The organism is Stutzerimonas kunmingensis (assembly GCF_032106285.1).
Lineage (GTDB): Bacteria > Pseudomonadota > Gammaproteobacteria > Pseudomonadales > Pseudomonadaceae > Stutzerimonas > Stutzerimonas kunmingensis_B.
In genome coordinates this window covers 70,592-97,016 of the sequence record NZ_DAMCPO010000018.1, presented here as the reverse complement: position 1 = coordinate 97,016, position 26,425 = coordinate 70,592, and the positions used below count along the sequence as shown (strand labels likewise).

Here is a 26,425-nt window from a genome sequence, read left to right as displayed (position 1 = left end):
AGAATCGGCCGACTGCCTGCTCGTTTGAAGATGGAGTTTATGGAGCGCTTACCTTGTAAGCCGGCCTCCGTAGCAGCGCCGGAGCGAGGGAAGTCTGGCCGCAGGCCAGACCCGGATGCCGAGGTGGCCTTCTCTTTGGTTACTTTCTCTTGGCCAGACAAGAGAAGTGACTCGCCCCAAGGCGAAACCTGTCGGTGGGACCAAGGAAAGCGTGGCGGGGGACGCGGAACAGCGAGCCGGCAGCAGAAAATAAATCTGTCCCCTTTTTTCCTGGTCCCCTTTTTTCCTCTTTTTTCATTATTGTTAGTAGCCAATATCATTCAGAATTTCTTGAATGTCTTGGTGGGCAAGCCAAACGAGGAATCCTTTATCAACGATATTGAGCTTTTTGTTTGTTTGGTCGTAGTCGATGATGATGGGCTTAATATCTCGCTTGACCTGCAGTGATGAAGCGGACTGTAGTGCCTGTGTAATGTTTCCAGGGTTTAGAGCTTCGCCTTTAGGATGTTTTTCGGAAAGAACTTGTCTGATCCTTCTATACAAGAGTCCCTGTTCTAGTTCGTCGATATTTGCCGTGAGTAGAGGGTAGAGCAACCACTTGTACATTTCTAATTCGGTGTCTTGGAAGCCGTCAGAAAATGCTGTGAGAAATGAGTTATAACGAGCAGACTGCTCATTGACAATTTCTTTTACAAGTTGTTGGACGTTTTCACCGCGCCCGATTTCCTTGGGTGTGTCTAGTGTTTCATCAACGCCATTCTTTTCGCATGTTCTTCTGCAGGCTTCTTGTAAGATATATACGCTATCTTTGCATCTCTGGATTAGTTCGGCGGAAAAGTTCTTGTCAAAAGTTATTCCTAGTAGAGCTCCGCCGTGGTCTATAACCTCTTGGAGCTCGGACTTATGCCAGATGTCTGCGTTTACAGAAATTACTCGGCCTGTTAAGTCTCCGTTGTAGACAATAAGCCTGTTGTCTTCCAGCCAACCCCAACAATCACGAAACACAGTTTGGATATTTCATGGAATGCTCTTTAGAGAGAATGCAAAGTCCTTCTGCGTTTCGGTGGGTAGGTAGTGAAAATCTTCAAGGACGATTATTTTTGAGAAGTTTATTGATGTCAGCGCTTGAATTACGTCATTGACATCTTAAAGGTCAAGTTCAAGTGGTGCGGTGACAACTGATACTTGCGTTTCTGTCCCTTTTTCACCGCCTAGCTCAATTCCGATGTCCAGTAACTTTGCTTTGAATGCTGCGGTGACTTTGTTTTTGCCTGCGGCAGTTTTTGTTTGAGATTGAGTGATTTCAAAGCCGGCTCTTTTTAGGATGCTGGCGTTCAGGCCGGCGCTATCTAGTCCATTTACACACTGAACCAAAATGTATTGGTCTGGGGCGAGGCAGTGCTTCCGAAGGCATGTCTTCCCTTGCTTTGATCCGCCGTAGAGCACGACATGTTTTTGGGAGCGGAGGTTAGTTAGGAATTTTTTATCTGCGTATTCTCTAGTCACATAGTTCAGAGGAATATCGCGAGAGAGACCGAATACATCATCTCGTTTGTGGTGTTCTTGAATCATGTTTTTGGTCCTGAATTAAGAAAGCCCCGCACTAGGCGGGGCTTTTGGTTTCTCTCGCTACCCCGAATATCCATTTCCGGCAAAGCGTTTCTAATCTGTCCTAACGGTCAAGACCCAGGAACTCAATCCCAGCTCAAAGCCCCACCAGTCTGATACTCAATAACCCGCGTCTCAAAGAAGTTCTTCTCCTTCTTCAGGTCCATGATCTCGCTCATCCATGGGAACGGGTTGGTAGTGCCTGGATACTCTTCCTTCAAGCCGATCTGCGTCAGACGACGGTTGGCGATGAACTTGAGGTAGTCCTCCATCATCGCGGCGTTCATGCCGAGTACGCCACGGGGCATGGTGTCGCGGGCGTATTCGATTTCCAGTTGGGTGCCCTGGAGGATCATCTGGGTTGCTTCGTCCTTCATCTCGGCGTCCCACAGATGCGGGTTCTCGATCTTGATCTGGTTGATCATGTCGATGCCGAAGTTCAGGTGCATGGACTCGTCGCGCAGGATGTACTGGAACTGCTCGGCGGTGCCGGTCATTTTGTTGCGGCGGCCCATGGAGAGGATCTGGGTGAAGCCGCAATAGAAGAAGATGCCTTCGAGTACGCAGTAGTAGGCAATGAGGTTGCGCAGGAATTGCTTGTCGGTCTCCGGGGTGCCGGTCTGGAAGGTCGGGTCGGAGATGGAGCGGGTGTACTTGAGGCCCCAGCTGGCCTTTTTCGCGACGCTCGGGATCTCGTGGTACATGTTGAAGATCTCGCCTTCATCCATGCCCAGCGATTCGATGCAGTACTGGTAGGCGTGGGTGTGGATCGCCTCTTCGAAGGCTTGGCGCAGGATGTACTGGCGGCACTCGGGGTTGGTGATCAGGCGGTAGGTGGCCAGCACGAGGTTGTTGGCGACCAGGCTGTCGGCGGTGGAGAAGAAGCCGAGGTTGCGCTTGACGATGCGGCGCTCGTCTTCGCTGAGGCCGTCCTTGCTCTTCCACAGGGCAATGTCGGCGTTCATGTTCACTTCCTGCGGCATCCAGTGGTTGGCGCAACCATCCAGATACTTCTGCCAGGCCCAGTCGTACTTGAAGGGTACGAGCTGGTTGAGGTCGGCGCGGGCGTTGATCATACGCTTCTCGTCGACGCGTACGCGGGCCGATTCGCCTTCCAGTTCGTTGAGACCTTCCTGGATGTCCAGGTCGTCCAGCGCGCGCTTGGCGCGGGCGATGGCGTCGGAGTCACTGGCGGCAACGGCGCGGGCTTCTTCCACGGAGCCGGCGGCGTCGTTGTCCAGCTTGGCTGCGGTCTGGCCTGCCGGCTGCGCGGCAGCGGGGGCCGGCGCGGCGGTGGTGGTGTCTTCTTCGTTGAATTCGTCCCAGCTCAGCATGTGCGATAGCTCCTGATCGGGGACCGGGGCTTGGCCGGTCGGATGTGTTTGGGTGCTTTTGGTTTGCACGCAAAAGCGGGTATTTGGTTTGGGCCGAGATAGGTCCGGCCTTTTGTATCGTCTGGTTGGGGTTGCCCCTCACCCTGACCCTCTCCCCGGAGGGGCGAGGGGACGGTCAGGTGTCTGGTCCGACCGCTTGTGTTTGTCTGGAGGGTTGCCCCTCACCCTAACCCTCTCCCCAGAGGGGCGAGGGGACTGGTTTGGTGTTGGCGTCTGGCTTGTTCGATCGATAGCCACCGCGTTGGCTGTGGGTACCTGGCAAGCGAGAACGGGCCGTTCGCTTCGTTCTTAAAAAACCGCTCGGTGTGAGCGGGTTCCAGAGCGAGGTCGCGCTAGGCGCCCGTCAGTCCGGAGCCCCTGAGCGTACGCATGTACGTGATGGGGGCCGGGCTGGCGGGCAACAACGCGCGGACCGCTCTGGGGGCCGCGACTTTGAAGTTATTGGCAAAACGCCGATGCCGATTTCGTAAACATTCTTCAGAACTCCTTTAAGATGGAAGGTTAAGAAAGGACGACATCGGGAACAGCGGAAAATCGTAAACATTGCTGCCTTCGACCGCCTTTTACGGTGGCCAAAGTATACGCAAATTTGAGGCAAGTATGACGACCGCTTGTGCCATTATTCCGCTCACATATTGATCTGAGGGAGGGACAAGCAGTGTCAGGGATAAAGCTGCCAACGGAGTCATGGCTTGAAGGTATCAACGAGATGCTGGCCAAGGAGGGATTTATCCCTGAGCGTCGTCCGATGGAGGCATTTCGGAGGTGGTGCATCGAGTCTAAGCAGAGCCTAGCCTTCGGCGCTGAGGCCACCCGAGTCATTGGGGAGTGGTTCAGCAGAAACACTGCCTACGGGCTTCATGTGAGCCAGCCTTTTGGTAGAGCAGCGTTCTACTGGGACATGTGCTTCTTGGAGGTTGCAATGCCTTTGGTCTATGGCACTGTGCAGATAAACCCTTTAAGGCAGTTCAGGAGCGTACCTGCTCATCTGATTCAGCGTTTAGCCAGTTCACCAGTCTCGCTTGAAGGGTACGTTCAGCATTTTCAGAATGCCTATGGAGTCTTCGTGATGGAGGAGAACATCAGGCGACTTGATGAGGCTAATCCATCAGATACGGGACAGTTCGTAATTGGGGCCTCTAGGCAGCTCAGCAGTGCGACTGCGGCCCTTCTCAGTTCCCCTCCTAGTGCGAAAGCGCTGGAGGACTCGCGCCTGGCGGTAGAGATCGCTATCAAGGCCGTGCTCATCCTGACGCTAGGGCATACCGAAGAGACGCTTCGAAAGAGGCCGTTCGGCCACGGTCTTGTTCCGTTAAGAACGGAGCTTCTGAAGGTCAAGCCAGGCTTAAGCTTCACCGAAGCAGAGCTCGCGATCTACCCAGAGATCTCTGCACGCTATCGCGACCTCCCAGATGATCGGGATACCCTCTGGAAAGGCTATGAGCTAGCTGTTCGGGTCGTTGCAATGGCCTTTGACATCATTGAAAACGAACTGCTCTCCAGGCAGTGACGACTATTACTTGGTGGCCTTCTTCTCTGCTAGTGGCAAAGGCTTGTCGAGGTCGGTCAGGGAGAGGCCTCGCCGGGTTGCGTTGTGAGCCCATCGGACGAACTGCTCAAGCAGTTCATTGTTTTCAAACGTTAGGCGCTCTACGCGCCTCTCCAGCTCGCGTATCCGCTCTGCTGAGAGCGACATGGCGACATTGCCATAGCCCCCGCGAGGAGCGCTCTCGTGTACCCTGTCCTTGGCCAGATCCCAGGCTGCCTTAATCCTCGGCTGACGCAGCATGGCCACCTTGGTGTAGGTGTGGCCTATCTCCACTGCTAGCACGGCCAGATAGCGATCCCAGGTGAGCTTGCCTGACCATCCATCAAGCAGCAGGACAGCCTTCTCAATGTCTTTGTCGGTGAGCTTAGGGGCACCCATTTAGAAGAACTCCAATTCAAGCAGGGTGTTCAAGTCGTCAGCAGACTCATCGTCAGGCTCAACGGCGTTGACGATACGCACCGCCTGAGCGAGCCCGGTCTTGGACTGAGAGTGCTCCGGTGGCGGAAGCGTGATGAACGTGCCATCCGGGGTCTCAGGGTCTGTCAGGAGCTCCGAGACAAGCCTCCAGCGTTGCAGGCGGCCCTCGTTGTGCTTGATCCACCGGGATGCCCCAGGCTCCCCGTTCTCCAGGGCTTGCTGGGCCATCTGGAGGGCTTTCTCGTGGATCTCCGTTTGGTATCTCGCCTCGGCAAGATGCCTGGCATCGCCCTTCACAACGGCATGCTCTCCACACATGGTGCAGTCCTTGTCCTTCGGGCAGGGTGTCAGTGCATAGTCGTGCCGGCAGATGCCGTACCGGGTGCTATGGATGGCTCCCAGCTCGATCTTGAGGGCCTGGCTGTGCGTTAGGCCGTTGTTCTCGGCCATGGCTCTAGCCTTGCCAGCGATGGGCCCTTGCACGCTCAATTCAGGGGCGTTGTCGCCTAGCTTGGTGTACGCCTCGATGAAGGCTTCCTGCGGAAGATGGTCGTACCACGCGTTCTGAGTGATGTGCTTCCGGCCCGACCAGAATGCGATCAGAGATTCCGACAGGTGCTTGGATTGGGCCAGAGTATTCAGCAGGTGCCTGAACTGGTGCGTCGTGATGGCGATAGAGCTGCCATCCTTGTGCGTCATGCCGTTGCGCGAGAAGACCGTTACCCCAGCAGGGTTGGAGCCCAGCTGGTTGTTCAGCATGTTGGTGGTGATCGTGAACGGCACGTTCATGTTGGCCTCAACGTTCGGCCTCAGGGCGTGCTCAGGGATCAGGAATAGCGCTTCGTGCCACATCAGGCCTGATTCCCCATCCAGAATCGGGAAGGTGGCCGGCAGCTTCGCCAGAACGGTTTGCTCCAGGGAATCCCAGCTGAAGAGGGAGGTGCCCCTCGCGCCACTCGACTCATCCATGCGCGCACGGTCATGAGTCTTCTCGCCGGTAAGTTCGAGGCCCACCCTTCTGGCGTGGCCGCTCTGGATAGGGGTTTTCCTGCCCAGGATGAAGCTTGCCTCTCGCAGCGTAAGCGGCTGACCCCGCAGGTGTTCAAAGCCAGGTGGCAGGTACAGTTGGCCGGGGTTATCCGCGTACCACTTCGCTGCAACGCGGGCGCTTGCACCCAACTCAGTGAAGAATTTCACGGCGTCTTTGGCGATCTCTTCCGATGCATCCGAAGTGGAGAACTTGGTCATTGGAGTGCCGCCTTTTGCGGGTCTCCAAGATATCCCCATCATCTCGCCTTCATCGCCCTGTGCAGATGTAATGCAATCGACGGGTAGTGTCAGTATTTCTGATACCCGGCTAGGTGCAAACATCGCCAGCGACACAAAGCTAGTAACGATGTTATCAGACAAGTTTTTCGATTCGTGGTGGATCTTTGCCAGATTCAGAATTGACTGGATATCAGGAAGCTTAGAGGTGTTCTCCTCACGCATCGTCGGATCAAGGCGGTCATTCCTAACTACCTGCTGATAGGGTATCGGCGACTTCCACGATAGGTTGTGGTTCACTAGTCTTGCCGGAATGATGATCTCGGTGACAATACGCTCCAGGCACCTACCAACAGACCAAGCATCCTTAAAGCGAGCCCGGAGAATATCCGAGGCGCTATCCAATATGTTGGCGTTTACTCTGGTTACGCAGGGTTCTACGGCTGCATCCAGTAGCGATTGCTCGATTGCTTGCAGGGCATAAAGAAATCGACGGTACTCTTGGAGCTTAAATCGACGCATGATTTCGCTGAAGGTCGATTTGGCGAACTCTAGGAACGGCATATCAAATGGCGTGTCGACAGTAGACTTGTTGCCCGACTTATCTCTCAGTGATTTAAAGTGAGCGATCTTCTTGGTTCGCCCTTGGTTGCGTCCAATCAGAAAGGTCGAGATATCCCAGCTATTCTCTGTCCACACAATTTTTTGAAATGGGCAGTTGGCTGCGGCATGACGATTAAAGTCGCTCAAGTTCTGCTTGGCTGTAAGATCGGCCTTGCCAGAGAAATAAACTAACTCACCCATTGCTATCGTCATCCGTGGTGCGCTTTTTATCGCGGGCGATAATGATCTCGTTAATTGCTGACATGGCGTTGTGGTTGATCTCGCGAATGCGATCATCTTTTTCCATGTCTTGGTCGGCCTTCAGCGAGGCCATAAGGGTCTCCCAAGGAGCATCAAGCAGGGGCTCAAAGTGATGGCAGTACATGCACGCAATGGGCGCGTTCTGGTGGCACTCAGCGCGGGTTCCGCAGGCCCCCACCGTCTGGCCCGTTAGGCGCAGGAAGTCGGCAATCACCGAGTCCTCATCCCCAGCCCGTGTGGACTCGTCCAGGGACGTGATAAGGCGCCCCTGGAAGGCCCTGGCGAAGAATTCCATCTCCTTCCCAATAGCCTCACGGATAGGGTTCTGGAGCTGAGGCATTGAGGCACGGTAGAACTGGATGCAGCTAGTGCTCCGGTGCGTCAGGAGCCTTGCCACTTCGAAGTCAGAGGCACCATGGGCCAGGGCGCGTGTCGCAAGGGTGTAGCGGAAGCGGTAAGGAGTGACAGGTATGCGTTGCTCAAGGCGATCCGAATACGTGTTCAGGGGGCGCAAGGTCTCTGTTAGGCGGTCTCCAATTGCGTGCGGCGTCCCCCTAAATAGCTTTGCGTCGCTAGACTTTTCGTCTCGTTTATCTAGGTATTCAATTAAGCATTCAGCAAGAACAGTTGGCGCTCGTCTTATCCAATACTCAGGTGTTCCGCCGCCCTCACCCTTAGCGAGAGGGATTCTTAGAGTTACTTCCTTGCCTTCGGCCCCGTTTGTGATTTGAACGTCTGAGTTCAACATGCGGGCGGCTTGTACAGGTCGAATTCCTGTGCCGATGAAGAACCATGCAAGGGTGAATGCTTCTTGGCTTATCGAGCCATTTGAGTAGGCATAGTTGAGCTCGCTATGAATGCTACTAAGCTCTTGATCGGTCAGTGCGCCGCTTATTGGGTCATTGGTAATTAGTGTGTAATAGGCCCCATTGCCTCTCTCTTCCCATTTGTAATTGTCGCTTAGGAAGTCTATGACCTCTGGAGATATGCCATCCAGTCGTTGATCTTTGATTCGCCGTAGTGCTGGAATGATAAAGGCGATGTAATGAGGCGGTATCTTCGCAATCAGACCGACATGATCGATTTGAACAATGTCCTCTTGCTTGAAATTCTCCACAGCAAACCAATGTCGCAAAGCAACCGTGATGGTTACGTTGTACTTTAGGCTATGCGTTGAAAGGGTTCCGCATATTACTTTGAATAGCGCTTGGTGAAAGGTGTTCCCTTCACTAAAAATGCCGAAGTGCAATCGCATCGACTCGCCATCACTGTTGTATACCTGGAACGACTCTCCAATCTTGACAGTGACTACCCTGCCATCCAGCAAGATCAGTGTGGTTTCTGTCGGTGCTGAGGCTTCGCGTCGTTGAACTAGCACTTCGTTATTCATCGTATTTCTTCTTGCCCGTCGCAATTTCGTTGGCTAGTTCTTCTGCAATTTGGTCGGACTTTACCCTTATGGTTCTGCGCGAGTAGCGAGCACTCATCTGGGAGTCTTTCCTCCATCCCATCAGGCGGTTCCTTACCTGTTCCTCTTCGTTCTTGGGGATGCGCTTTTCGGGAGGGGCCTTATCAACCTTCGTGCTGAACCTGTCATTCCACGTCCGCCTCAGCGAGTGGGGTGCAAAGCCCTCAGGCAGCTCGTGGGCCTTCTTCCTGGCTGTCCTGAAGATGAGATTGATCGTGTCGGCGCAGATATGGCGCCCCTCTGCGGTGGTGAAGAGGTAGCCGTGGGCCCTCTGCTTGGCAGGGATTTTCGTCCAGTGCTCAACGACGAAATGGTGAAAGGCGAGCGCAGTCGTACTGGAGATAGGGACGGTGCGACCTTGGGTCTTAGAGACCCGAATACGCACGCGATTGTTGGCATAGCTCACGTCATCGACTTTCACGAAGCGCAGCTCACTCCGGCGCATACCACTGTCAGACAGCATCCGGTACACCAGATGATTGCGGTGCTTGATGAAGTCGGTGCTGAACGGGTTGATCTCGGCGGCAGGGTCGAAAATCTCGTCTGCGAACGCCATCGTGACCTCATCCATGCCCTCCAGGGCGTCGCTCTCATCCGCGTTGCTGACCTTGGGGATCAGCGCCTTCAGTCGGCGTATGGAAGGGTGTGCGGCCTTATCCTTCCCTGTACCTGGAGCCTGGCGCGGCAGGCCTTGCTCGACCCTTGCCAGCTGGAACTCAAGGAAGGATGCAACGGTACGGATTCGATAGGCCCCTTCCTCAGCGGAGCAAGCTGTGAGCTCTGCGGCTTTCTGGTGGAACCCGCCGCGTACCTGCTCAAGCCGAACAACCCGTGACGGCAGCTCTTCCAGGCTCATAGCCAACTCTCGGTCTTGTGATGCCCTATCCAAGCGAAGGAAGAAGGCCAGATCCTCACACTGCTCGATGGAGAGGAAGGCTTCCGAGCTAAGGGCTGCATGCAGATCAAGCTTTCTGGCAGAGGCCCAAAGATAGGCCATGCCTAAAGCTCTGAGCGCTTTCTTGATCGTTGCTGAAGAGGAACCGACATCGCGGTAACTGAACGTCGCGTAGACGTTGGGGAGGAAGAGGGGGCTGCCCTGGTCATCAACCAAGACAGCCATCTCTACTCCATCCGAAGCAGTGAATGAACGAATGGAGAAGGCTTGCAATGTTTACATTTCCTAGTCATTAGGTGTAATGCCTAGGATTATAGGTTTTGTCTATACCCCCTGTAAACGACTAAGGCCTAGTGTTTACAGGGGTCTAGATAGTGAATCTTATTGGATGTATACGTTTTCAAACACCTTAGTGTTATTGGCAGGCTTCGCAGTCGGGGTTATCGATGGAACACGCCAGCGGCACCGGAGCCGGCTGTGGCTCTGCAGCAGCCGGAGCGGCGCTGGCGGAGTTCGCCGCCTCGCTGCCACCACTGGACACGGCGTTCAGCTTGCCGGTGTTGATGGTGGACTTCTCGGTGCTGGTCGCGGCCAGGGCACGGAGGTAGTAGGTGGTTTTCAGGCCACGGTACCAGGCCATGCGGTAGGTCACGTCGAGCTTCTTGCCCGAGGCGCCGGCGATGTACAGGTTCAGCGACTGCGCCTGGTCGATCCACTTCTGGCGGCGGCTGGCAGCGTCGACGATCCACTTGGTTTCCACCTCGAAGGCGGTGGCGTACATGTCTTTCAGATCCTGCGGGATGCGCTCGATCTGCTGTACGGAGCCGTCGTAGTACTTGAGGTCGTTGACCATGACCGGGTCCCACAGGCCGCGGGCCTTGAGGTCGTGGACCAGGTACGGGTTGATCACGGTGAACTCGCCGGACAGGTTCGATTTGACGTACAGGTTCTGGTACGTCGGCTCGATGGACTGCGACACGCCAACGATGTTGGAGATGGTCGCGGTCGGGGCGATGGCCATGATGTTGGAGTTGCGGATGCCTTTCTTGACGCGCTCGCGGATCGGCGCCCAGTCCAGGGATTCGGTCAGGTCGACGTCGATGTACTTCTGGCCACGGGCCTCGATGAGGATCTGCTGGGAATCCAGCGGCAGGACGCCCTGGGACCACAGCGAGCCCTGGAAGCTGGAGTAGGCGCCACGCTCGTCGGCCAGGTCACAGGAGGCCTGGATGGCGAAGTAGCTGATGGCTTCCATGGACTTGTCGGCGAAGTCGATGGCGGCGTCGGAACCGTAGGCGATGTGCTGCAGGTACAGCGCGTCCTGGAAGCCCATGATGCCGAGGCCCACCGGGCGGTGCTTGAAGTTGGCGTTCTGCGCCTGCGGCACGCTGTAGTAGTTGATGTCGATGACGTTATCGAGCATGCGTACAGCGGTGCGCACGGTGCGCTCCAGCTTGGCGGCGTCGAGCTTGCCGTCCTTGATGTGGTTGACCAGGTTGATCGAGCCCAGGTTGCAGACGGCGATCTCGTCCTTGTTGGTGTTCAGGGTGATCTCGGTGCACAGGTTGGAGCTGTGCACCACGCCGACGTGCTGCTGCGGGCTGCGCAGGTTGCACGGGTCCTTGAAGGTCAGCCACGGGTGGCCGGTCTCGAACAGCATCGAGAGCATCTTGCGCCAGAGGTCCTTGGCCGGCAGGGTCTTGAACAGCTTGATCTTGCCGTACTTGGTCAGCTCCTCGTAGTACTCGTAACGCTCCTCGAAGGCGCGGCCGGTGAGGTCGTGCAGGTCGGGGACGTCGGACGGGGAGAACAGGGTCCAGGGGCCGTCGTCGAAGACGCGCTTCATGAACAGGTCCGGAATCCAGTTGGCGGTGTTCATGTCGTGGGTGCGGCGACGGTCGTCACCGGTGTTCTTGCGCAGTTCGAGGAATTCCTCGATGTCCAGGTGCCAGGTTTCCAGGTACGCGCAGACCGCGCCCTTGCGCTTGCCGCCCTGGTTGACCGCGACGGCGGTGTCGTTGACCACTTTCAGGAAGGGCACGACGCCCTGGGATTTGCCGTTGGTGCCCTTGATGTAGGCGCCCAGTGCGCGCACCGGGGTCCAGTCGTTGCCCAGGCCGCCGGCGAACTTGGAGAGCAGGGCGTTATCGCGGATGGCGTCGTAGATGCCGCCCAGGTCGTCCGGCACGGTGGTCAGGTAGCAGGAGGACAGCTGCGGACGCAGGGTGCCGGCGTTGAACAGGGTCGGCGTCGAGGCCATGTAGTCGAAGGACGACAACAGGTTATAGAACTCGATGGCGCGGGCTTCTTTCTGCTCTTCTTCGATGGCCAGGCCCATGGCGACGCGCATGAAGAAGATCTGCGGCAGCTCGAAGCGGACATTGTCCTTGTGGATGAAGTAGCGGTCGTACAGGGTCTGCAGGCCGAGGTAGGTGAACTGCTGGTCGCGCTCGTGGTTGAGTGCGGCGCCCAGCTTGGCCAGGTCGTAGCTCTTGAGCTTGGAATCGAGCAGTTCGAACTCGACGCCTTTCTCGATGTAGGCCGGCAGGGCCTTGGCGTAGAGGTCGGCCATCTCGTGATGGGTGGCGGCTTCGGCAACGCCGAGGAAGCCCAGGGCTTCGGCACGCAGGGTGTCCATCAGCAGGCGCGCGGTGACCTGGCTGTAGTTTGGCTCACGCTCGACCAGGGTGCGGGCAGTCATCACCAGGGCGGTGTTGACGTCCTTCTCGGCCACGCCGTCGTAGAGGTTCTTCAGGGTTTCACGCTCGATCAGCGCGCCATCGACTTCGGCCAGGCCTTCGCAGGCTTCGGTGATGATGGTCTGCAGGCGACCCATGTCCAGCGGCTGCTGGCTGCCATCGGCGCGGGTGACGCGGATGCTCGGGTGCGGCTGGGCGATGTCGTTGGCCGCGGCGCTCTTGCGCTCCTGGCTACGGGCTTCGCGGTAGATCACGTAGTCACGCGCGACTTTCTGCTCACCGGCACGCATCAGGGCCAGTTCGACCTGGTCCTGGATTTCTTCGATATGGATGGTGCCACCGGAGGGCATGCGACGACGGAAGGTGGCGGTGACCTGCTCGGTCAGGCGCGCGACGGTGTCGTGAATACGCGAGGAAGCGGCAGCGTTACCGCCTTCCACTGCGAGAAAGGCCTTGGTGATGGCGACGGTGATCTTGTCGTCGGTGTAGGGGACGACGGTACCGTTGCGCTTGATCACGCGCAGCTGGCCCGGGGCGGTAGCCGCCAGATCCGGTGCATCGGCTGACAGCGGGTTCTCGCGAGTGGATGGGTTCTGCATGGGGGCTCCGGATTCTCTCTTTTAGTCGCGGTTCTGGTTCTGTCTGCGCGGGCTTCGTTGAGCCCGGCGTCGTTACTGCATGAGCCATGCCCCGCATCGCGGTGCATGGTGGTATCGCAAGGAATAGTCCTGACTAGGCCGCTGACGAGCTAAGTCGTTGCCGGAAGGATAGTCAGGCTGGAAAAACTGTCAACACAATATGTTGTGTTTTGTCTTGGCTCCGAGCACAGCTGCTAGTTCCGCGCTTGAAGTCAGGGAGACGACTGTCGAAGGCTTGCATTAATGCTTGACCTGAGGCTGCCGACGGTGTTGCAGAGCAATGGGGGCGATAGCCCAGCTCTCGAAAATGTCTCGATTGTGTCAGTTGCGGTGCGCAGGCCCAATATCTAGGGGTCAGGGCGCGCAGGAGCGACAAGATAATGCTGGCTCCGGGCCAATGCAAGGCAGCTGTCTGGGATAACCTGTGGATAACATGTGTGCGGATTGTGGGTGAAAGCGCGGCGTCCGGCCGCAGGCCGCATGGCTGCGGCGCTCGGTCGAATGCCGACGAAATACGCGCCGCCGGGCATATTTTGATGATGGTCAATGACACTACATGTTGTGTTTGCTGCTGCCCGCTTTTTGTGCATCGTGCCGGGCCGGGCGTTGGGTACAATGCGCGCTGTTCGTTTGTGGCCTGACGGTCTGACAGGGGGCGGGGATGGAGCAAGAGACGTGGCGGATTCTCATCGTCGAGGACGATCGACGGCTGGCCGAGCTGACGCAGGAATACCTGCAGAGCAGTGGCGGCTTCGAGGTGTCGATCGAATCGGATGGCGCCTGCGCCGCCGAGCGCATCATCGCGGAGCGTCCGGATCTGGTGGTGCTCGATCTGATGCTGCCCGGCGAGGATGGCCTGTCGATCTGCCGGCGTGTGCGTGACCGCTACGATGGCCCGATCCTCATGCTCACCGCGCGGGCCGACGATCTGGATCAGGTGTTGGGGCTGGAAACCGGCGCCGACGACTATGTCTGCAAGCCGGTGCGTCCGCGTCTGTTGCTGGCGCGCATCCGCGCCTTGCTGCGTCGTCAGCCGCCAGAAGCACCGACCAATGCCAAGCGCCTGCAGTTCGGCCCGTTGGTGATCGACAGCGCGTTGCGCGAAGCCTGGCTGCGCGAACAGCAGATCGAACTGACCGGCGCCGAGTTCGACCTGCTCTGGCTGCTGACCTCCAACCCCGGACGCATTCTTTCCCGTGAAGAAATCTTCGCCGAGCTGCGCGGCATCGAATACGACGGTCAGGACCGCTCCATCGATGTGCGTATTTCGCGTATCCGCCCCAAGATCGGTGACGATCCCGATCATCCGCGGCTGATCAAGACGGTGCGCGGCAAGGGCTATCTGTTTGTTTCCGAAGCTGCCGTGGCGATGGTGTAGCGCCGCCGCCCATGAATTCGATCTTCCTGCGCATCTATGGCGGCATGCTGGGGGTGCTCGTGCTGGTGGCGCTGCTCGGCGCCGGCGGCCTGCACCTGCTCAACCAGTACCGCGCGGACGATCACCGCGAGCGCCTGGCCAGCGGCACCTTCCGCCTGATGGCGCACAACATGAGCAGCATGACGCCGATCGAGCGGCGCCAGGCGGCGAACCTCTGGGGGCGGCTGCTGGGCATACCGCTGCGGGTGCGCACGCTGGATGACGTTCGCCTGGAAAGTCGCCTGGAGGCGCGCCTGCTGCGTGGGCAGGTGCTGGTCGAGCAGATCCGACCGCAGAGCACCACGGTCTTCAGCCTGGTCAGTGCACGGGATCGCCTGGTGCTTACCGGTGAAGTCGAGCAGCTCAGCGAACAGCTGGCGCGCGCCACCATCTATCTGCTGATCGACGAGCTGATCCGCTATCCCGAAGCCGAACAGCCGCAGCGCTTGGCCGCGCTCAAGCAGGCGCGTGGTTTCGGCTTCAATCTGGAATTGCTGACCCGCGACAGCGCCAACCTCGATGACGACCAGCGTCGGCGGCTGGACGAGGGCGACACGGTGATGGCGCTCGCTCGCGGCGGTGATGCCGTGCGGGTGTTTGCGGCTATCGCCGGCACCGGCTGGATCATGCAGCTCGGTCCGTTGTACCAGATGAATCCCTATCCGCCGCAGTTGCTGATCTTGATCGGCCTGCTCGGCCTGTCGTTGATCGGTCTTACCGTGTACCTGCTGGTGCGCCAGCTGGAGCAGCGCCTGAGCGTGCTGGAAGGTGCGGCGACCCGTATCGCCGCGGGCAATCTGGAAACCCGCGTGCCGGATGTCGGTACCGATTCGGTCGGGCGCCTGGCGGCGGCGTTCAACGGGATGGCCAGGCATCTGCAGCGTTTGCTGGCGGTGCAGCGGGAGATGGTCAGCGCGGTGGCCCATGAACTGCGCACGCCGGTCGCGCGCCTGCGTTTCGGCCTGGAAATGAGCGCCGAGGCGCAGACCGACGAGGCCCGGCGCAAGTACCTGGAAGGCATGGACGGCGATATCGACGACCTCGATGCGCTGGTCGATGAAATGCTGGTGTATTCGCGGTTGGAGCGCGGCTCGCCGACCCTGCATTTCCTGCAGGTCGACCTGGGTGGGCTGGTCGATCAGGTGATCGGTGAGCTGGCGCCGTTACGTCCCGATGTCAGCGTCAGCCGTGGCGAATGCACAACGGCAGCCGATGGCAGTTGCTGGGCCGAGGCGGAGCCGCAATACCTGCGCCGCGCCCTGAGCAACCTGATCAACAACGCCATGCGCCATGCCGAGAGTCGGGTGCAGGTCAGCTTCGCCATCGATGGGCAAACGGTGCGGCTGGAGGTGGACGACGATGGCCCCGGCGTGCCGGAAGCGGATTGGGAAAAGGTCTTCACCCCGTTCCTGCGCCTGGACGACAGCCGTACCCGCGCCTCGGGCGGACACGGGCTGGGCTTGTCCATCGTGCGGCGGATCATCTACTGGCACGGCGGTCGCTCGCAGCTGGGGCACAGCGACCTGGGCGGCGCGCGTTTCAGCCTGGTCTGGCCGCGGCGCAGGGCGGACCGAGCAGCGGCTGGCTGAAGCCAGCGCAGCTCGACCCAATCTCTCAAAGCAGTCCGAACACCTTTTTCGCCAGGCTGGTGGCCGCGGCGGCGGGGTTCTTGCGAATGCTCGCTTCCTGCTCGGCGATCACGGTGAACAGGCCATCGAGCGCCTGTTCGGTGACATAGCTTTCGATATTCGCGTAACTGCCGTTCATGCCAGCCGGCACCTTGGCGGCGACGGCGTTGTACTGCTGCGCCAGGCCGACCTGGTCGGTGGCCTGTTTGACGATGGGCAGAAATTTCGCGCGAATCTGCTCGCGGCTGGATTGGTCGAGGTACTGGGTGGCCGAGTCATCGCCACCGGCAAGAATGGCCTTGGCGTCCTGCACGGTCATCTTGCGCACGGCATCCAGCAGCAGTTGCTGGGCTTCCGGCACGGCCTTCTCGGCGGCGAGGTTCATGCTGTTCTCCAGCTGCTCGACCTGCGCACCCATGCCGAGCATCTTCAGCATCCGCGAGGCCTTGCCGATGTTGCCCGGCAGCTCGATACGCACGTCCGGATCGCTACTGAAACCGCCAGGGCGACCGAGCTGCTGCACGGCGACCTTGGCGCCCTGGCTCAAGGCATCCTTGAGGCCGGCGCTGGCGTCGCTCTGGGTCAGGTCGGAAAGTGAAAGGGCGAAAGCGCTGGCGGAAAGTGCCAGGCCTGCAACGAGAGTGGTGATGCGCAACATGGCGTTAACCTCATGATCATTGAATGGTGCGGAAGCAGCGGGCTACTAACTGCCGTATGGTCTGGCGCCGATGCTAAAGCAATGCCGGGCAAGGCGCAGGCGTTTACCAGCAGTATGGGTCAGGCAGGCGGGGGACAGGTTGTTACTGATGCGCTAAGGTTGCGGCCCCCGTCGTTATGGAGCCGACTCGCATGATCCGTCCCTTTCGCCCCGATGACCTGGAGCCGGTGCTGGCGATCTGGCAGGCTGCATCGATCCGCGCCCATGACTTCATTGCCCCGGCGTTCTGGGCGTCGAAGCTGGATGACATGCGTGATATCTATCTGCCGGCGGCGCAGATCTGGGTCGATGAGCGTGAAGACGAGGTGCTGGGATTCGTCGCGCTGGTCGGGGACGTCCTGGCGGCGATCTTCGTGGCGCCGAGCGCCCAGGGCAGCGGTATCGGCTCGGCGCTGATCGAGCAGGCCAAGACCGTGCGTGAGCGGCTCGAGCTGACGGTCTACAGCGCCAATTCCGCCAGCGTCGCCTTCTATCGCCGACATGGCTTTGCCGTGATCAGCGAACAGTTAGACCCGCACACCGGCCATCCTGAACTGGCGATGGCCTGGCAGCGGGACTGACCGCGTCAGGCGGCCTCGGGAGGCGTCGAATCGGAATCGTCGTGATGACGTTCCAGTGCCACCTGACGGATCGACAGGCGAATCTCCGCCGGTAGCACGCGCTTGGCTGCGCCCTCGGCCAGTTCCGCGAGCTTTTCGTGATAGCCGAGGCGGCCGTTTTCGTCCGGGCTGACCACGCCCTGTTCCTGCATGCTCTGGATGAAATGGCGGAACAGCGCCTTGTCGAAGAACTCCGGCGCGTTCAGCCCATGCAGGATCGACAGGCGCTGGGCCATGACCGTGCAGAGGTTTTCCAGCTCCTCGGCGCTCAGGCTGTGCTGGCCACTGTTGAGCAGCAGCGAGGTGGCCATGTAGAAGCGCTGCAGGGTCTGCACCACGACGCGAGCGAGAAGAGTGAGCAGGACGAACTGCCGCGAGCTCGGGGCCGGGCGCACGTAGTGGTTGCCGTCCACCTTGAGCAGGCCGCGCTCGACGAAGGCCGCCAGCCACTGGTCGACCACGGCTTCCAGCTCCTCGACTTCCCAGCGCATGAACAGCTCGGCACGCAGGTACGGGTACAGCGCCTCGGTGAAGCGCTGGATCTGCTCGCGGCTGATGCGCGAGCTGCTCTGGAAGAAGCTCGCCAGCAGTGCCGGCAACGCGAAGATGTGCATCACGTTGTTGCGGTAGTAGGTCATCAGGACGGCGTTCTGCTCGTCCAGATAGAGGATGTTGCCCAGCGCGTCCTTCTGTTCGGCGAGCAGGTCGAGGCTCTTCACGTACGCGATCAGCGCGTTGCCGTCGCCTTCCGGCAGCGTGGTGTGCGGCGAGTAGGGCACCGCACGTAACAGCGCCTGATAGAGATCGAGAATCCGCGCCAGGGATTGCTGGTCCAGGGCCTGGCGGCTGGTGGAGAGCATCGCCAGCGCCACCAGGTTGACCGGGTTGACTGCCGCCGCCTCGTTCAGGCGCTGGGCAATGCGCTCGGCCAGGCGATTGGTGGCGTCGTTCAGCCATTCGGGACGGTAGTCCGGCGCGTAGGTCTGCTGGCGCCAGCCAGGCTGCTCCTGGTCGAGGAATTCGTTGAGCTTGAGCGGTTCGCCGAAGTTGACCCAGACCTGGCCGAAGCGCTGCTTGAGCGCACCGATGACCTTGAAGATGTCGAAGATCGATTCCTTCTTCTTCGCCGCGCCGCGCAGTTCACCCAGGTAGGTGCGGCCTTCCAGCACGCGCTCGTAGCCGATGTAGACCGGCACGAACAGGATCGGCAGGCGTGACGAGCGCACGTAGCTGCGCAGGGTCAGGGCCAGCATGCCGGTCTTGGGTTGCAGCATGCGGCCAGTGCGCGAACGGCCGCCCTCGACGAAATACTCGACGGGGAAGCCGCGGGTGAACAGGTTGTGCAGGTATTCGTTGAACACCGAGGTGTACAGCGGGTTGCCCTTGAACGAGCGGCGCATGAAGAAGGCGCCACCGCGGCGCAGCAGGCTACCAATGACTGGCATGTTGAGGTTGATGCCGGCGGCGATGTGCGGCGGCGTCAGGCCGTTGCGGAACAGCAGGTAGGACAGCAGCAGGTAGTCGATATGGCTGCGATGGCAGGGGACGTAGATCACCTCGTAGCCGCGCACGGCTTCCTGCAGCGGCTCGATATGGTTGACGCGGATGCCGTCGTAGATCTTGTTCCAGAACCAGGACAGCACCACTTCGAGGAAGCGCACGGCGGTGTAGGCGTAGTCCGAGGCCACCTCGTTGCCGTAGCGCAGCGCCCTGGCTTCGGCCCGCTCGATGGAAAAGTTCTCGCGCTCGGCCTCGTCGCGAATCGCCTGCCGGACCTGCGGTGCGTGCACCAGGCCCTTGACCAGATTGCGCCGGTGCGACAGGTCGGGGCCGATCACGGCGGTCTTCTGGTTGCGGAAGTGCACGCGCAGCATGCGATGGACCATGCGCAGGGTGCGCTCGTGGCCCTTGTTCAGTGCGATCAGCTCGTTGAGCTGGATCGGTGCGGAGAACTGCACGCGGGTCTTGCGCCCCAGAACCAGGATGCTGAGCAGTTTGCGCAGGCGCCCGGTGACCGCCCAGCTGTCGGCGAACAGCAGCTTCCAGGCGCTGGTCTCGCGATTCGGCGACTGCCCCCAGAACACGCTGACCGGGATGATCTGCGCGTTTTCCACCGCGTTGTGCTCCAGTGCGCCGACCAGCCGGACCAGCGTTGGCGGCGCCACCAGACGCGTGCGTCGGCCAAACCAGCTCGTTGCCGGATTGAGAAAGAAGAACGCGGCCGGCTCGACGTGGTCGCCCACCGCCACATCGGCCACCGGGCGTGGTAACCCGGCCTTGCTGCACTCGACGTCCAGCACCGCGAGATCGCTCAGCGAGGGTTGCTGCAGCACGTAGAACACCGGCTTGCTGCGGTCCAGCTTGAGGGTGAAGGCAGACTGGTTGATGGTCTCCGAGCGCACCCAGAAGTACAGCACGCGGCGCAATACGGAGAAGATCAGACGGCGAAGGGGGGAGCGAGTCATACGGCAGATTCGGCTATGGAAGGGGCAATGCCCTCGAAGGCGGCAAGTGTGCCGCAAGCGGGGAGGGCGGGCAAAACTCTCTGCCGGCGAACCGCCAGCGATCGGCAGGGCTACTCGGCGCCCGGATTCTCTGCGCAGACCTAACGCGGACACTGGAGTGTGAGGCGTAAATGGGGCGATTGGATGCGCTGTTTGAGGCTGCGCCTATCGGGCCGATAGGGAAATTCCGTACGCGCCATTTCAGCCGCAGTCCGGGTAGCTAGAAACCGCTTGGTTGCTGCGCTGGCGCCGTTTTCAGCCTCGTTCCTGCAGCCCTGAAAACGCCGCCCTGGCCTTTTGTTCGTTCATGAGCTCGGTGCTAGGTTGTTTCAAGCGGCGCCTGATCGCGTCATCGACAACCGTGAGGAGCAGAATATGAACGAAGAGACTGGCGAAAAGGCGGGCGGTGTATGCCCATTCGGTCATGGCGCTGGTGCGCCCCGCAAACGCCCGGGCAATCGCGACTGGTGGCCTGAAGCACTGAGCCTCACGTCGCTCAACCAGCATTCGCCACGTTCCAATCCCTACGGTGGCGATTTCGACTATGCCGCGGAATTCAACTCCCTCGATCTCGACGCTGTGATTGCTGATCTTCACCAGGTGATGACCGATTCCCAGGACTGGTGGCCGGCGGATTTCGGCCATTACGGCGGGCTGTTCATTCGCCTGGCCTGGCACAGCGCCGGCACCTATCGGATCACCGATGGCCGCGGCGGCGCCGGTGGCGGACAGCAGCGTTTCGCACCGCTCAACAGCTGGCCGGACAACGCCTCGCTGGACAAGGCTCGGCGCCTGCTCTGGCCGATCAAACAGAAGTACGGCCGTAAAATTTCCTGGGCGGACCTTTACGTGCTCACGGGAAACGTGGCGCTGGAATCCATGGGCTTCAAGACCTTTGGTTTTGCCGGCGGACGCGCGGATACCTGGGAGCCGGAAGAGCTCTTCTGGGGCCCCGAAGGCACCTGGCTGGGTGATGAACGCTACAGTGGCGAGCGGCAATTGCATCCGGGGCTGGGCGCGGTGCAGATGGGTTTGATCTACGTGAACCCGGAAGGCCCCAACGGCAACCCCGACCCCAAAGCTTCGGCCATCGATATTCGCGAAACCTTCGGCCGCATGGCGATGAACGACTATGAAACGGTGGCGCTGATCGCCGGGGGCCACACCTTCGGCAAGACCCACGGCGCGGGTGACCCTTCGCTATTGGGGCCAGACCCGGAAGGCGCCCTGATCGAAGACCAGGGCCTGGGTTGGCGCAGCAGGTTCCAGTCCGGTGCCGGTGCAGACGCCATTACCTCGGGCCTGGAAGTCATCTGGAGTCAGACCCCGACGCAGTGGTCCAACTACTTCTTCGAGAACCTGTTCAACTTCGAATGGGAGCTGACCCAGAGCCCGGCTGGCGCGCATCAGTGGGAAGCCAAGGACGCACCGGAAATCATTCCAGACCCCTTCGACCCGAACAAAAAGCGCAAGCCGACCATGCTCACCTCGGACCTGGCGCTGCGTTTCGACCCGATCTACGAAAAAATCTCCCGCCACTTCCTGGAAAACCCGGACGAGTTCGCCGATGCCTTCGCCAAGGCGTGGTTCAAGCTCACCCACCGCGACATGGGGCCCATCGGCCGCTACCTCGGGCCACTGGTGCCGCAGGAAAAGCTGATCTGGCAGGACCCGATTCCCGAACGTGACCACCCGGTGATCGACGAGGCGGACATCGCCGCGCTGAAGCAGCAGCTGCTCGGTATGGGCTTTTCCGTGTCCGAGCTGGTGTCGGTAGCCTGGGCTTCGGCCGCCACCTATCGCGGATCGGACAAGCGCGGAGGCGCCAACGGTGCTCGTATCCGCTTCGCGCCGCAGAAGGATTGGGAGATCAACAACCCAGCCCTGCTGGATCGCGTGCTGCAGAAAATCGGCGAGATCCAGAACACGTTCAACGGCTCGGCCAGCGGGGGCAAAAAGGTCTCCATGGCGGACCTGATCGTGCTCGCCGGCTGCGCTGCCATCGAGAAAGCGGCACAGGACGGCGGCGTGGCCGTCACCGTGCCCTTCACGCCAGGGCGGATGGATGCGCTCGAAGAGTGGACCGATGGGCCCTCGTTCGAAGCGCTGCGGCCGGTCGCCGATGGCTTCCGCAACTACTACCACGAGTCCCACTTCATGGCGCCCGAGGAAGCGCTGGTCGACAAGGCCCACCTGCTACGGCTGAGCGCGCCGGAAATGACCGTGTTGGTCGGCGGCATGCGTGTGTTGGGCACCAATGCGGATGGCGGCAGGGAAGGCGTCTTCACCAAGCGCGTGGGCACGCTTTCGAACGACTTCTTCGTCAACCTGCTGAGCATGCAGAACGAGTGGGTCGCGACTGAGCACAAGAACCGCTTCCAGGGCCTCGACCGCAAGACCCGCCAGCCCACCTGGACCGCCACCCGCGTGGACCTCATCTTCGGCGCGCAATCGGAGCTGCGTGCCCAGGCTGAGGTATACGGAATGGCCGACGGCAACGAGAAGTTCGTGCAGGACTTCGTCAAAGCCTGGGACAAGGTAATGAACGTGGACCGGCTCGATATCGGCAAGCCCGCCGATAATTTCAGCCAGAAGCTCTCAGCCTAGAGCTCGCGGCGGCGCCATCAGGCGCCGCCACGGGGTAGCTGCTGCTTTCGAGCCTGCCATCCGGTTCGGGCTCGGGAGCCGACATAGGCTCCGGCGAGAAAGACCAGGGAGCACAGCAGCACGAACACCAGCCCGACGGGGAGCAATGGCCCGGTCGGCAACCATCCGAGCAGATACAGAATTTGCCCGGCCACACAGCCAACGTAGAGCGGCCACAAGGGTTTCGGCGCGATAGAGCCACACAAGCAGCCACCCAGGGCCAGCGCTACGGTGTAGTACAGGCCGCCGGCATCCCAGGGCTCGACGTGGCCCGTCAGCAGCGGCGACAGGCTCCAGATCGCCGCACCGGCCAACGTGGCGAGAAGAAACGAACGCAACACGGATCGCTTCATGCTCGGCCGGTCGGATACAGCCGCCATGCCGCGGCGTTATTGCGCATCGACCGTTGACCGCGTCGAGTACCAGGCGTGAATCAGCCCGGCCTGGTAGAACAGGACGGGGTCGGTGAAGCCGCCGGATTCGATGATCGCTGCGACCCGCTCGCGAGGCAGCACCGCCACATCGCGGGAGTAGGCTGCGCGCATCTGCTCCACGCCGGCGGCCGGGATGCGAGCCACGGTCATCATGTTCATCCAGGTTTCGAGCAGCGCCGTGTATTCGGCCGAGGCGATATCCGATGCCAGGTCGGAGCTGGCCAGGCGTGCGCCCGGGCGAAGCCGGCTAGCGATGGCACGGAAAAACTCCGCACGGGCCCCAGGCTCCAGAATGAATTGCGACACCAGAAAGCACGTCGCGGCATCGAAGGCGTCCTGCTCGGGCAGCGATTGCAGATAGCCCTCATGAAACTGGCAGCGATCGGCGTAGCCGCCCTCGATCGCCTTGTTGCGGCACACCTCGAGCATTGCACCGGAGGGCTCGACGGCGGTGAAGCTCCAGCGCGGGAAGCGCCTCGCCAGGTATGCGATTTCCTCGCCGGTGCCGGCACCGACGCACAGAATCCGGGCATCGGCTGGGAGGTCGGCAAACACGGCTTCCAGAAGGAAATGCAGGGCCTCGCGAATCGGCGCGGTTCTCGCCCAGCGCTCGTCGTAGCTGGTTGCCTGCTGGTCGAAGATGGCCTTGATTTCATCGTTGCGCATGGCGGATTTCCCAGGAGGTTGTTCAGGATGGGCGCCTAGGCGCACCACCCGGGTTGCTGCTGAGTTGCTTCAGTCCGCCGGCAGAATGCCTTTGGCTCGCAATGCGTTCAGGGCGATCTGCTGACGCAACGGCAGGTCCCTGACGGTTCGGGTGTCCAGGTTCAAGGCGAACAGCCAGGTATTCTCACCAGTCTCCACGTAGCCGATGTACCAGCCGGTGCCTGGCGTGCTGCGGGCGGCCCAGCCGGTCTTGGCGTAAAGACGATAGTCCTTGGCGGCTTCGGTGAGCATCACCGTCTTCAATGTGTCGTAACTGCTGGTGCGGTACGGCAGGCTGCGCGCGGTCACGCGTTTGAGCAGCTCGATCTGTTGCTCTGCGCTGATGGTCAGCGAGCCATCCAGCCAGAACTCGGTAGCGTTGAAGGGCTCGCGCAGCTGGCCGTAATGCGCCTGGCGGATGTGTGGCGGATAGTCTGCCGCACCCACCCGCCGCGCCAGCCACTGATAGCACCAGACGCAACTGACCTGGAAGGCGCTCTTCAGCGTCTGGTCCCGGTTCCAGTCCTCGATCTCGTAACGGGTGTTGTCCCACGGGATGATCTCGTCGGCGCCGGCGATGGCGCCTTCCTCCAGCGCGATCAGCGTATTCAGCACCTTGAATGTGGAGGCGGCGGTGAACGGCTGCTTCGCGCGGGCTTCGTTGTGAACGTAGCGCTGGCCGGTTTCAGCCGATTCGATCACCAGTGTTCCGCCCACGCCAACCTCGTCGAACAGCCGGGCGATATCGGCATCTTCCGCATGAGCGAAGCCGGAAAAGCCGAGGAACAGAAGCGCGAGGAACAGCTGAGGCATTGAAGAATATCCGTAGGGTGGGGATGAGGGTCCGGCTATGCGCGTGCCGTTCTAACAGGGTTTCCAGCGAAGTCCAGCCAATCGTGAATGAACGGTCATTCCGCTGCAGCCAACTGCGCCGCAAAGCGTTCGCGATCCAGTCGATACAGGCAGTGCCGGCGAAGCGGATGGCCGATTGGCACCCCTGGATGCTCGAACTCCTCCGTTTCACGCATGCCAAGGCGCTCCATCAGCGCACGTGAGCGCCGGTTCTCGATAGCGGTGAAGGACAGGATTTCAGAAAGATCGAGCCGGCCGAACCCCACTTCAAGCGCGGCCCGCGCAGCCTCGCTGGCCAATCCCTGGCCCCAGTAATCAGCGGCCAGACGCCAGCCGATTTCCACGCACGGCGAGAACGGCAAAGCTGCCGCCGGTGTATGAAGGCCAACGAAGCCGATGAATGTGCCGCTGGCCTTCAGCTCGACTACCCAGAACCCCCAGCCGCGTTCTTCGATCAGCGCCTGGCAGCGGTCAGCCATTGCATCGCTCTCTGCCCGGCTGAGCAGGGCGGGGAAGTGCCGCATGACCCTGGGGTCCGCATTCATCGTGGCGAACGGTGCGCGATCAGCTGGCGTCCATTGCCGTAAGAGCAGACGTGTGGTCTGGAATTCGATCGGATCGGTCACTGCGAGTCGTTCATCCGGGGGTGTTTGTAGCTTCAGCAATCTATTGACGCTGTTCTAGCAGATGCTTCGCCACAGCCTCAAATGCCGGCAACGAGGTGGGGTCGTTTGCTGCGTTGCCCGCCACTGGATGGCTGGCGAACCGTGCGATCACCATCTCCGCCAGCGGATCTACATAAATCGCTTGTCCGTGGACCCCGCGGGCCATGAAAGCGCCATGCTCGTTATGGCTGACCCACCACATGTTGCGGTAGCTCCAGCCGGGTAGCAGTCGATAACCGGCTTTCGCAAAGTCGTCTCGATTTGCTCCACCACGGATATCTGCCACGACTTCCGGCGGCAGGATCTGAGTGCCGTTGTATCGACCTTCGTTACGCATCATTTCGCCAAAGCGCACAAGGTCGCGCAGGCTGGCATTCAGGCCGCCACCGGCAAACGGCGTACCGATGGAGTCTACCGACATGTAGGCATCCTGTTCCGCGCCCAATCGGCTCCAGATGCGCTCCGACAACAGCTGTGCGACGTTCTGGCCGCTCACTCGCGCAATTACCCAGCCGAGAGCGTCGGAATTTGCGGTGCGGTAATGAAAGGCCTCGCCATGGCGACCTTGCGGTTTGACCGTTTGCAGAAATTCGTAATAGGTCCGTGGCCCCTGGTAATCAGCGGGTTTCGGCAGCGGATTGCCGGCGGCGGCGTGCGCCCATACTTCGGCCTTGGGGTCCGCATAATCCTCGCTGAAGTGAATGCCGGTGGTCATATCCATCAGCTGACGCACGCTGGCATCGCCAAAACCCGACGCTGCCAGCTCGGCAACGTAATCAGCGACCAGACGTTCGGGATCCAGCTTTTCTTCGGCCACAAGAAGCGCCGCCAATGTACCGGTGAAGGTTTTCGTAATCGACATGGCAGCATGCTGTCCTTGCGGCTTCAATATGCCGAAATAGCGCTCGTACACCAATTTCCCTCGGTGAAGGATGATGATGCCGTCGGTGTAATTGGCTTGCAGCGATTGCTGCCAGGTCATTGGCTCGCCCCCACCAAGAGGGACGAATGTCAGCGCATCGATCTCGTTGCTTGGCTGGTGCTCGAGTAGTGAAGACTCACCTAGGCCGCGTGAGACATTGACGGTAGGCATCAGCTGTCGAAAATTGGCGACGCTCCAGCGCATCTGCGGGAAGCGAAAATAGCTGCCATCCTCGAAGCGCAGGATTCGATCAGCCGGTGGCGGCGAGCCAACCATCCATCCCATTGTCGCTGGATCACTGGTTTGTGCGTCTGGAAACTCCGTAGGCTCACTGGCGTACGCTGAGCACGCCATGGCGCCAAACAAACAGCAGAGATGTACTTTCGCTAGCTCTCTGGACCTGCGTAGTTTCATGGTTTGTCCTTGCTAATGGCTTGGCGTTTCGCGGCATGCCGGCCTGGAAGTCTCACAATCTCTGCCGGCATTCTGGGCGTCTGCGATCCGTGCGGCATGGCCTTATAGCGAATTGCGCGCAGA

The 26,425-nt window shown here is 60.1% G+C and carries 20 protein-coding genes; 5 read left to right on the top strand and 15 right to left on the bottom strand.

Annotated features, from left to right (window positions below):
- Positions 1–303: 303 nt before the first annotated feature.
- The 3 genes from RT582_RS15275 to RT582_RS15265 all read right to left on the bottom strand — a co-directional run bounded on the left by RT582_RS15275 (position 304) and on the right by RT582_RS15265 (position 2,942).
- Positions 304–1,005: a hypothetical protein gene (locus RT582_RS15275; protein ID WP_313478303.1), complete on the bottom strand. Its 702-nt coding sequence runs from the start codon at positions 1,003–1,005 to the stop codon at positions 304–306.
- Between the two features lie 141 nt (positions 1,006–1,146).
- Positions 1,147–1,572 (bottom strand): hypothetical protein, encoded by a 426-nt coding sequence (locus RT582_RS15270; RefSeq protein WP_313478300.1) that lies wholly within the window; start codon positions 1,570–1,572, stop codon positions 1,147–1,149.
- Positions 1,573–1,694: 122 nt separating this feature from the next.
- Positions 1,695–2,942: a ribonucleotide-diphosphate reductase subunit beta gene (locus RT582_RS15265; RefSeq protein WP_101274155.1), complete on the bottom strand. Its 1,248-nt coding sequence runs from the start codon at positions 2,940–2,942 to the stop codon at positions 1,695–1,697.
- Between the two features lie 769 nt (positions 2,943–3,711).
- On the opposite strand from RT582_RS15265, the gene RT582_RS15260 reads away from it, so the two are divergent.
- On the top strand, positions 3,712–4,512 hold the full coding sequence (locus tag RT582_RS15260; RefSeq protein ID WP_313478296.1) for a hypothetical protein: 801 nt from the start codon (positions 3,712–3,714) through the stop codon (positions 4,510–4,512).
- A 6-nt stretch (positions 4,513–4,518) separates the two neighbouring features.
- On the opposite strand, the gene RT582_RS15255 is transcribed toward RT582_RS15260, so the two are convergent.
- The 5 genes from RT582_RS15255 to RT582_RS15235 all read right to left on the bottom strand — a co-directional run bounded on the left by RT582_RS15255 (position 4,519) and on the right by RT582_RS15235 (position 12,759).
- The gene (locus RT582_RS15255) at positions 4,519–4,929 is read right to left on the bottom strand and encodes a hypothetical protein (protein WP_313478294.1); all 411 of its coding nucleotides are present in this window, start codon (positions 4,927–4,929) and stop codon (positions 4,519–4,521) included.
- Positions 4,930–7,038, bottom strand: coding sequence for a hypothetical protein (locus RT582_RS15250; protein ID WP_313478291.1), 2,109 nt, complete (start codon positions 7,036–7,038; stop codon positions 4,930–4,932).
- Complete coding sequence (locus RT582_RS15245) at positions 7,031–8,488, bottom strand: site-specific integrase (RefSeq protein WP_313478289.1); 1,458 nt, start codon at positions 8,486–8,488, stop codon at positions 7,031–7,033. The genes RT582_RS15250 and RT582_RS15245 overlap by 8 nt, the downstream gene beginning before the upstream one ends.
- Positions 8,481–9,686, bottom strand: coding sequence for a tyrosine-type recombinase/integrase (locus RT582_RS15240; protein WP_313478286.1), 1,206 nt, complete (start codon positions 9,684–9,686; stop codon positions 8,481–8,483). The genes RT582_RS15245 and RT582_RS15240 overlap by 8 nt, the downstream gene beginning before the upstream one ends.
- Before the next feature lie 190 nt (positions 9,687–9,876).
- On the bottom strand, positions 9,877–12,759 hold the full coding sequence (locus tag RT582_RS15235; protein ID WP_313478284.1) for a ribonucleoside-diphosphate reductase subunit alpha: 2,883 nt from the start codon (positions 12,757–12,759) through the stop codon (positions 9,877–9,879).
- Positions 12,760–13,459: 700 nt separating this feature from the next.
- Here RT582_RS15235 and RT582_RS15230 point away from each other — a divergent pair.
- Both RT582_RS15230 and RT582_RS15225 read left to right on the top strand, forming a co-directional pair.
- Positions 13,460–14,176 carry a winged helix-turn-helix domain-containing protein gene (locus RT582_RS15230; RefSeq protein ID WP_110777546.1) on the top strand — a complete coding sequence of 239 codons (717 nt, stop codon included), beginning with the start codon at positions 13,460–13,462 and terminating at the stop codon, positions 14,174–14,176.
- 11 nt (positions 14,177–14,187) lie between these two features.
- On the top strand, positions 14,188–15,804 hold the full coding sequence (locus RT582_RS15225; RefSeq protein ID WP_313478280.1) for an ATP-binding protein: 1,617 nt from the start codon (positions 14,188–14,190) through the stop codon (positions 15,802–15,804).
- A 25-nt stretch (positions 15,805–15,829) separates the two neighbouring features.
- Here the strand turns inward: RT582_RS15225 and RT582_RS15220 are convergent, their stop codons facing one another.
- Positions 15,830–16,501, bottom strand: a complete 672-nt coding sequence (locus RT582_RS15220; protein ID WP_278400126.1) for a DUF4197 domain-containing protein — start codon at positions 16,499–16,501, stop codon at positions 15,830–15,832.
- Between the two features lie 191 nt (positions 16,502–16,692).
- Between RT582_RS15220 and RT582_RS15215 the strand changes: the two genes are divergently transcribed.
- The gene (locus RT582_RS15215; RefSeq protein ID WP_313478277.1) at positions 16,693–17,121 is read left to right on the top strand and encodes an N-acetyltransferase; all 429 of its coding nucleotides are present in this window, start codon (positions 16,693–16,695) and stop codon (positions 17,119–17,121) included.
- Positions 17,122–17,126: 5 nt separating this feature from the next.
- Here the strand turns inward: RT582_RS15215 and plsB are convergent, their stop codons facing one another.
- Entirely contained in the window at positions 17,127–19,625 is a 2,499-nt protein-coding gene (gene plsB, locus RT582_RS15210) for a glycerol-3-phosphate 1-O-acyltransferase PlsB (protein ID WP_313478275.1), read from the bottom strand.
- A gap of 414 nt (positions 19,626–20,039) precedes the next feature.
- Between plsB and katG the strand changes: the two genes are divergently transcribed.
- Positions 20,040–22,271 carry a catalase/peroxidase HPI gene (katG, locus tag RT582_RS15205; RefSeq protein WP_313478274.1) on the top strand — a complete coding sequence of 744 codons (2,232 nt, stop codon included), beginning with the start codon at positions 20,040–20,042 and terminating at the stop codon, positions 22,269–22,271.
- A gap of 17 nt (positions 22,272–22,288) precedes the next feature.
- On the opposite strand, the gene RT582_RS15200 is transcribed toward katG, so the two are convergent.
- From RT582_RS15200 to RT582_RS15180, 5 genes are all read right to left on the bottom strand, one after another.
- Positions 22,289–22,651, bottom strand: a complete 363-nt coding sequence (locus tag RT582_RS15200; protein ID WP_313478272.1) for a hypothetical protein — start codon at positions 22,649–22,651, stop codon at positions 22,289–22,291.
- Positions 22,652–22,699: 48 nt separating this feature from the next.
- Positions 22,700–23,410, bottom strand: a complete 711-nt coding sequence (locus RT582_RS15195; RefSeq protein ID WP_313478270.1) for a class I SAM-dependent methyltransferase — start codon at positions 23,408–23,410, stop codon at positions 22,700–22,702.
- Between the two features lie 69 nt (positions 23,411–23,479).
- Positions 23,480–24,262, bottom strand: a complete 783-nt coding sequence (gene blaOXA / locus RT582_RS15190; RefSeq protein WP_313478267.1) for a class D beta-lactamase — start codon at positions 24,260–24,262, stop codon at positions 23,480–23,482.
- 95 nt (positions 24,263–24,357) lie between these two features.
- Complete coding sequence (locus RT582_RS15185; RefSeq protein WP_313478265.1) at positions 24,358–24,927, bottom strand: GNAT family N-acetyltransferase; 570 nt, start codon at positions 24,925–24,927, stop codon at positions 24,358–24,360.
- A gap of 40 nt (positions 24,928–24,967) precedes the next feature.
- The gene (locus tag RT582_RS15180; protein ID WP_376785690.1) at positions 24,968–26,302 is read right to left on the bottom strand and encodes a serine hydrolase domain-containing protein; all 1,335 of its coding nucleotides are present in this window, start codon (positions 26,300–26,302) and stop codon (positions 24,968–24,970) included.
- Positions 26,303–26,425: the final 123 nt, after the last annotated feature.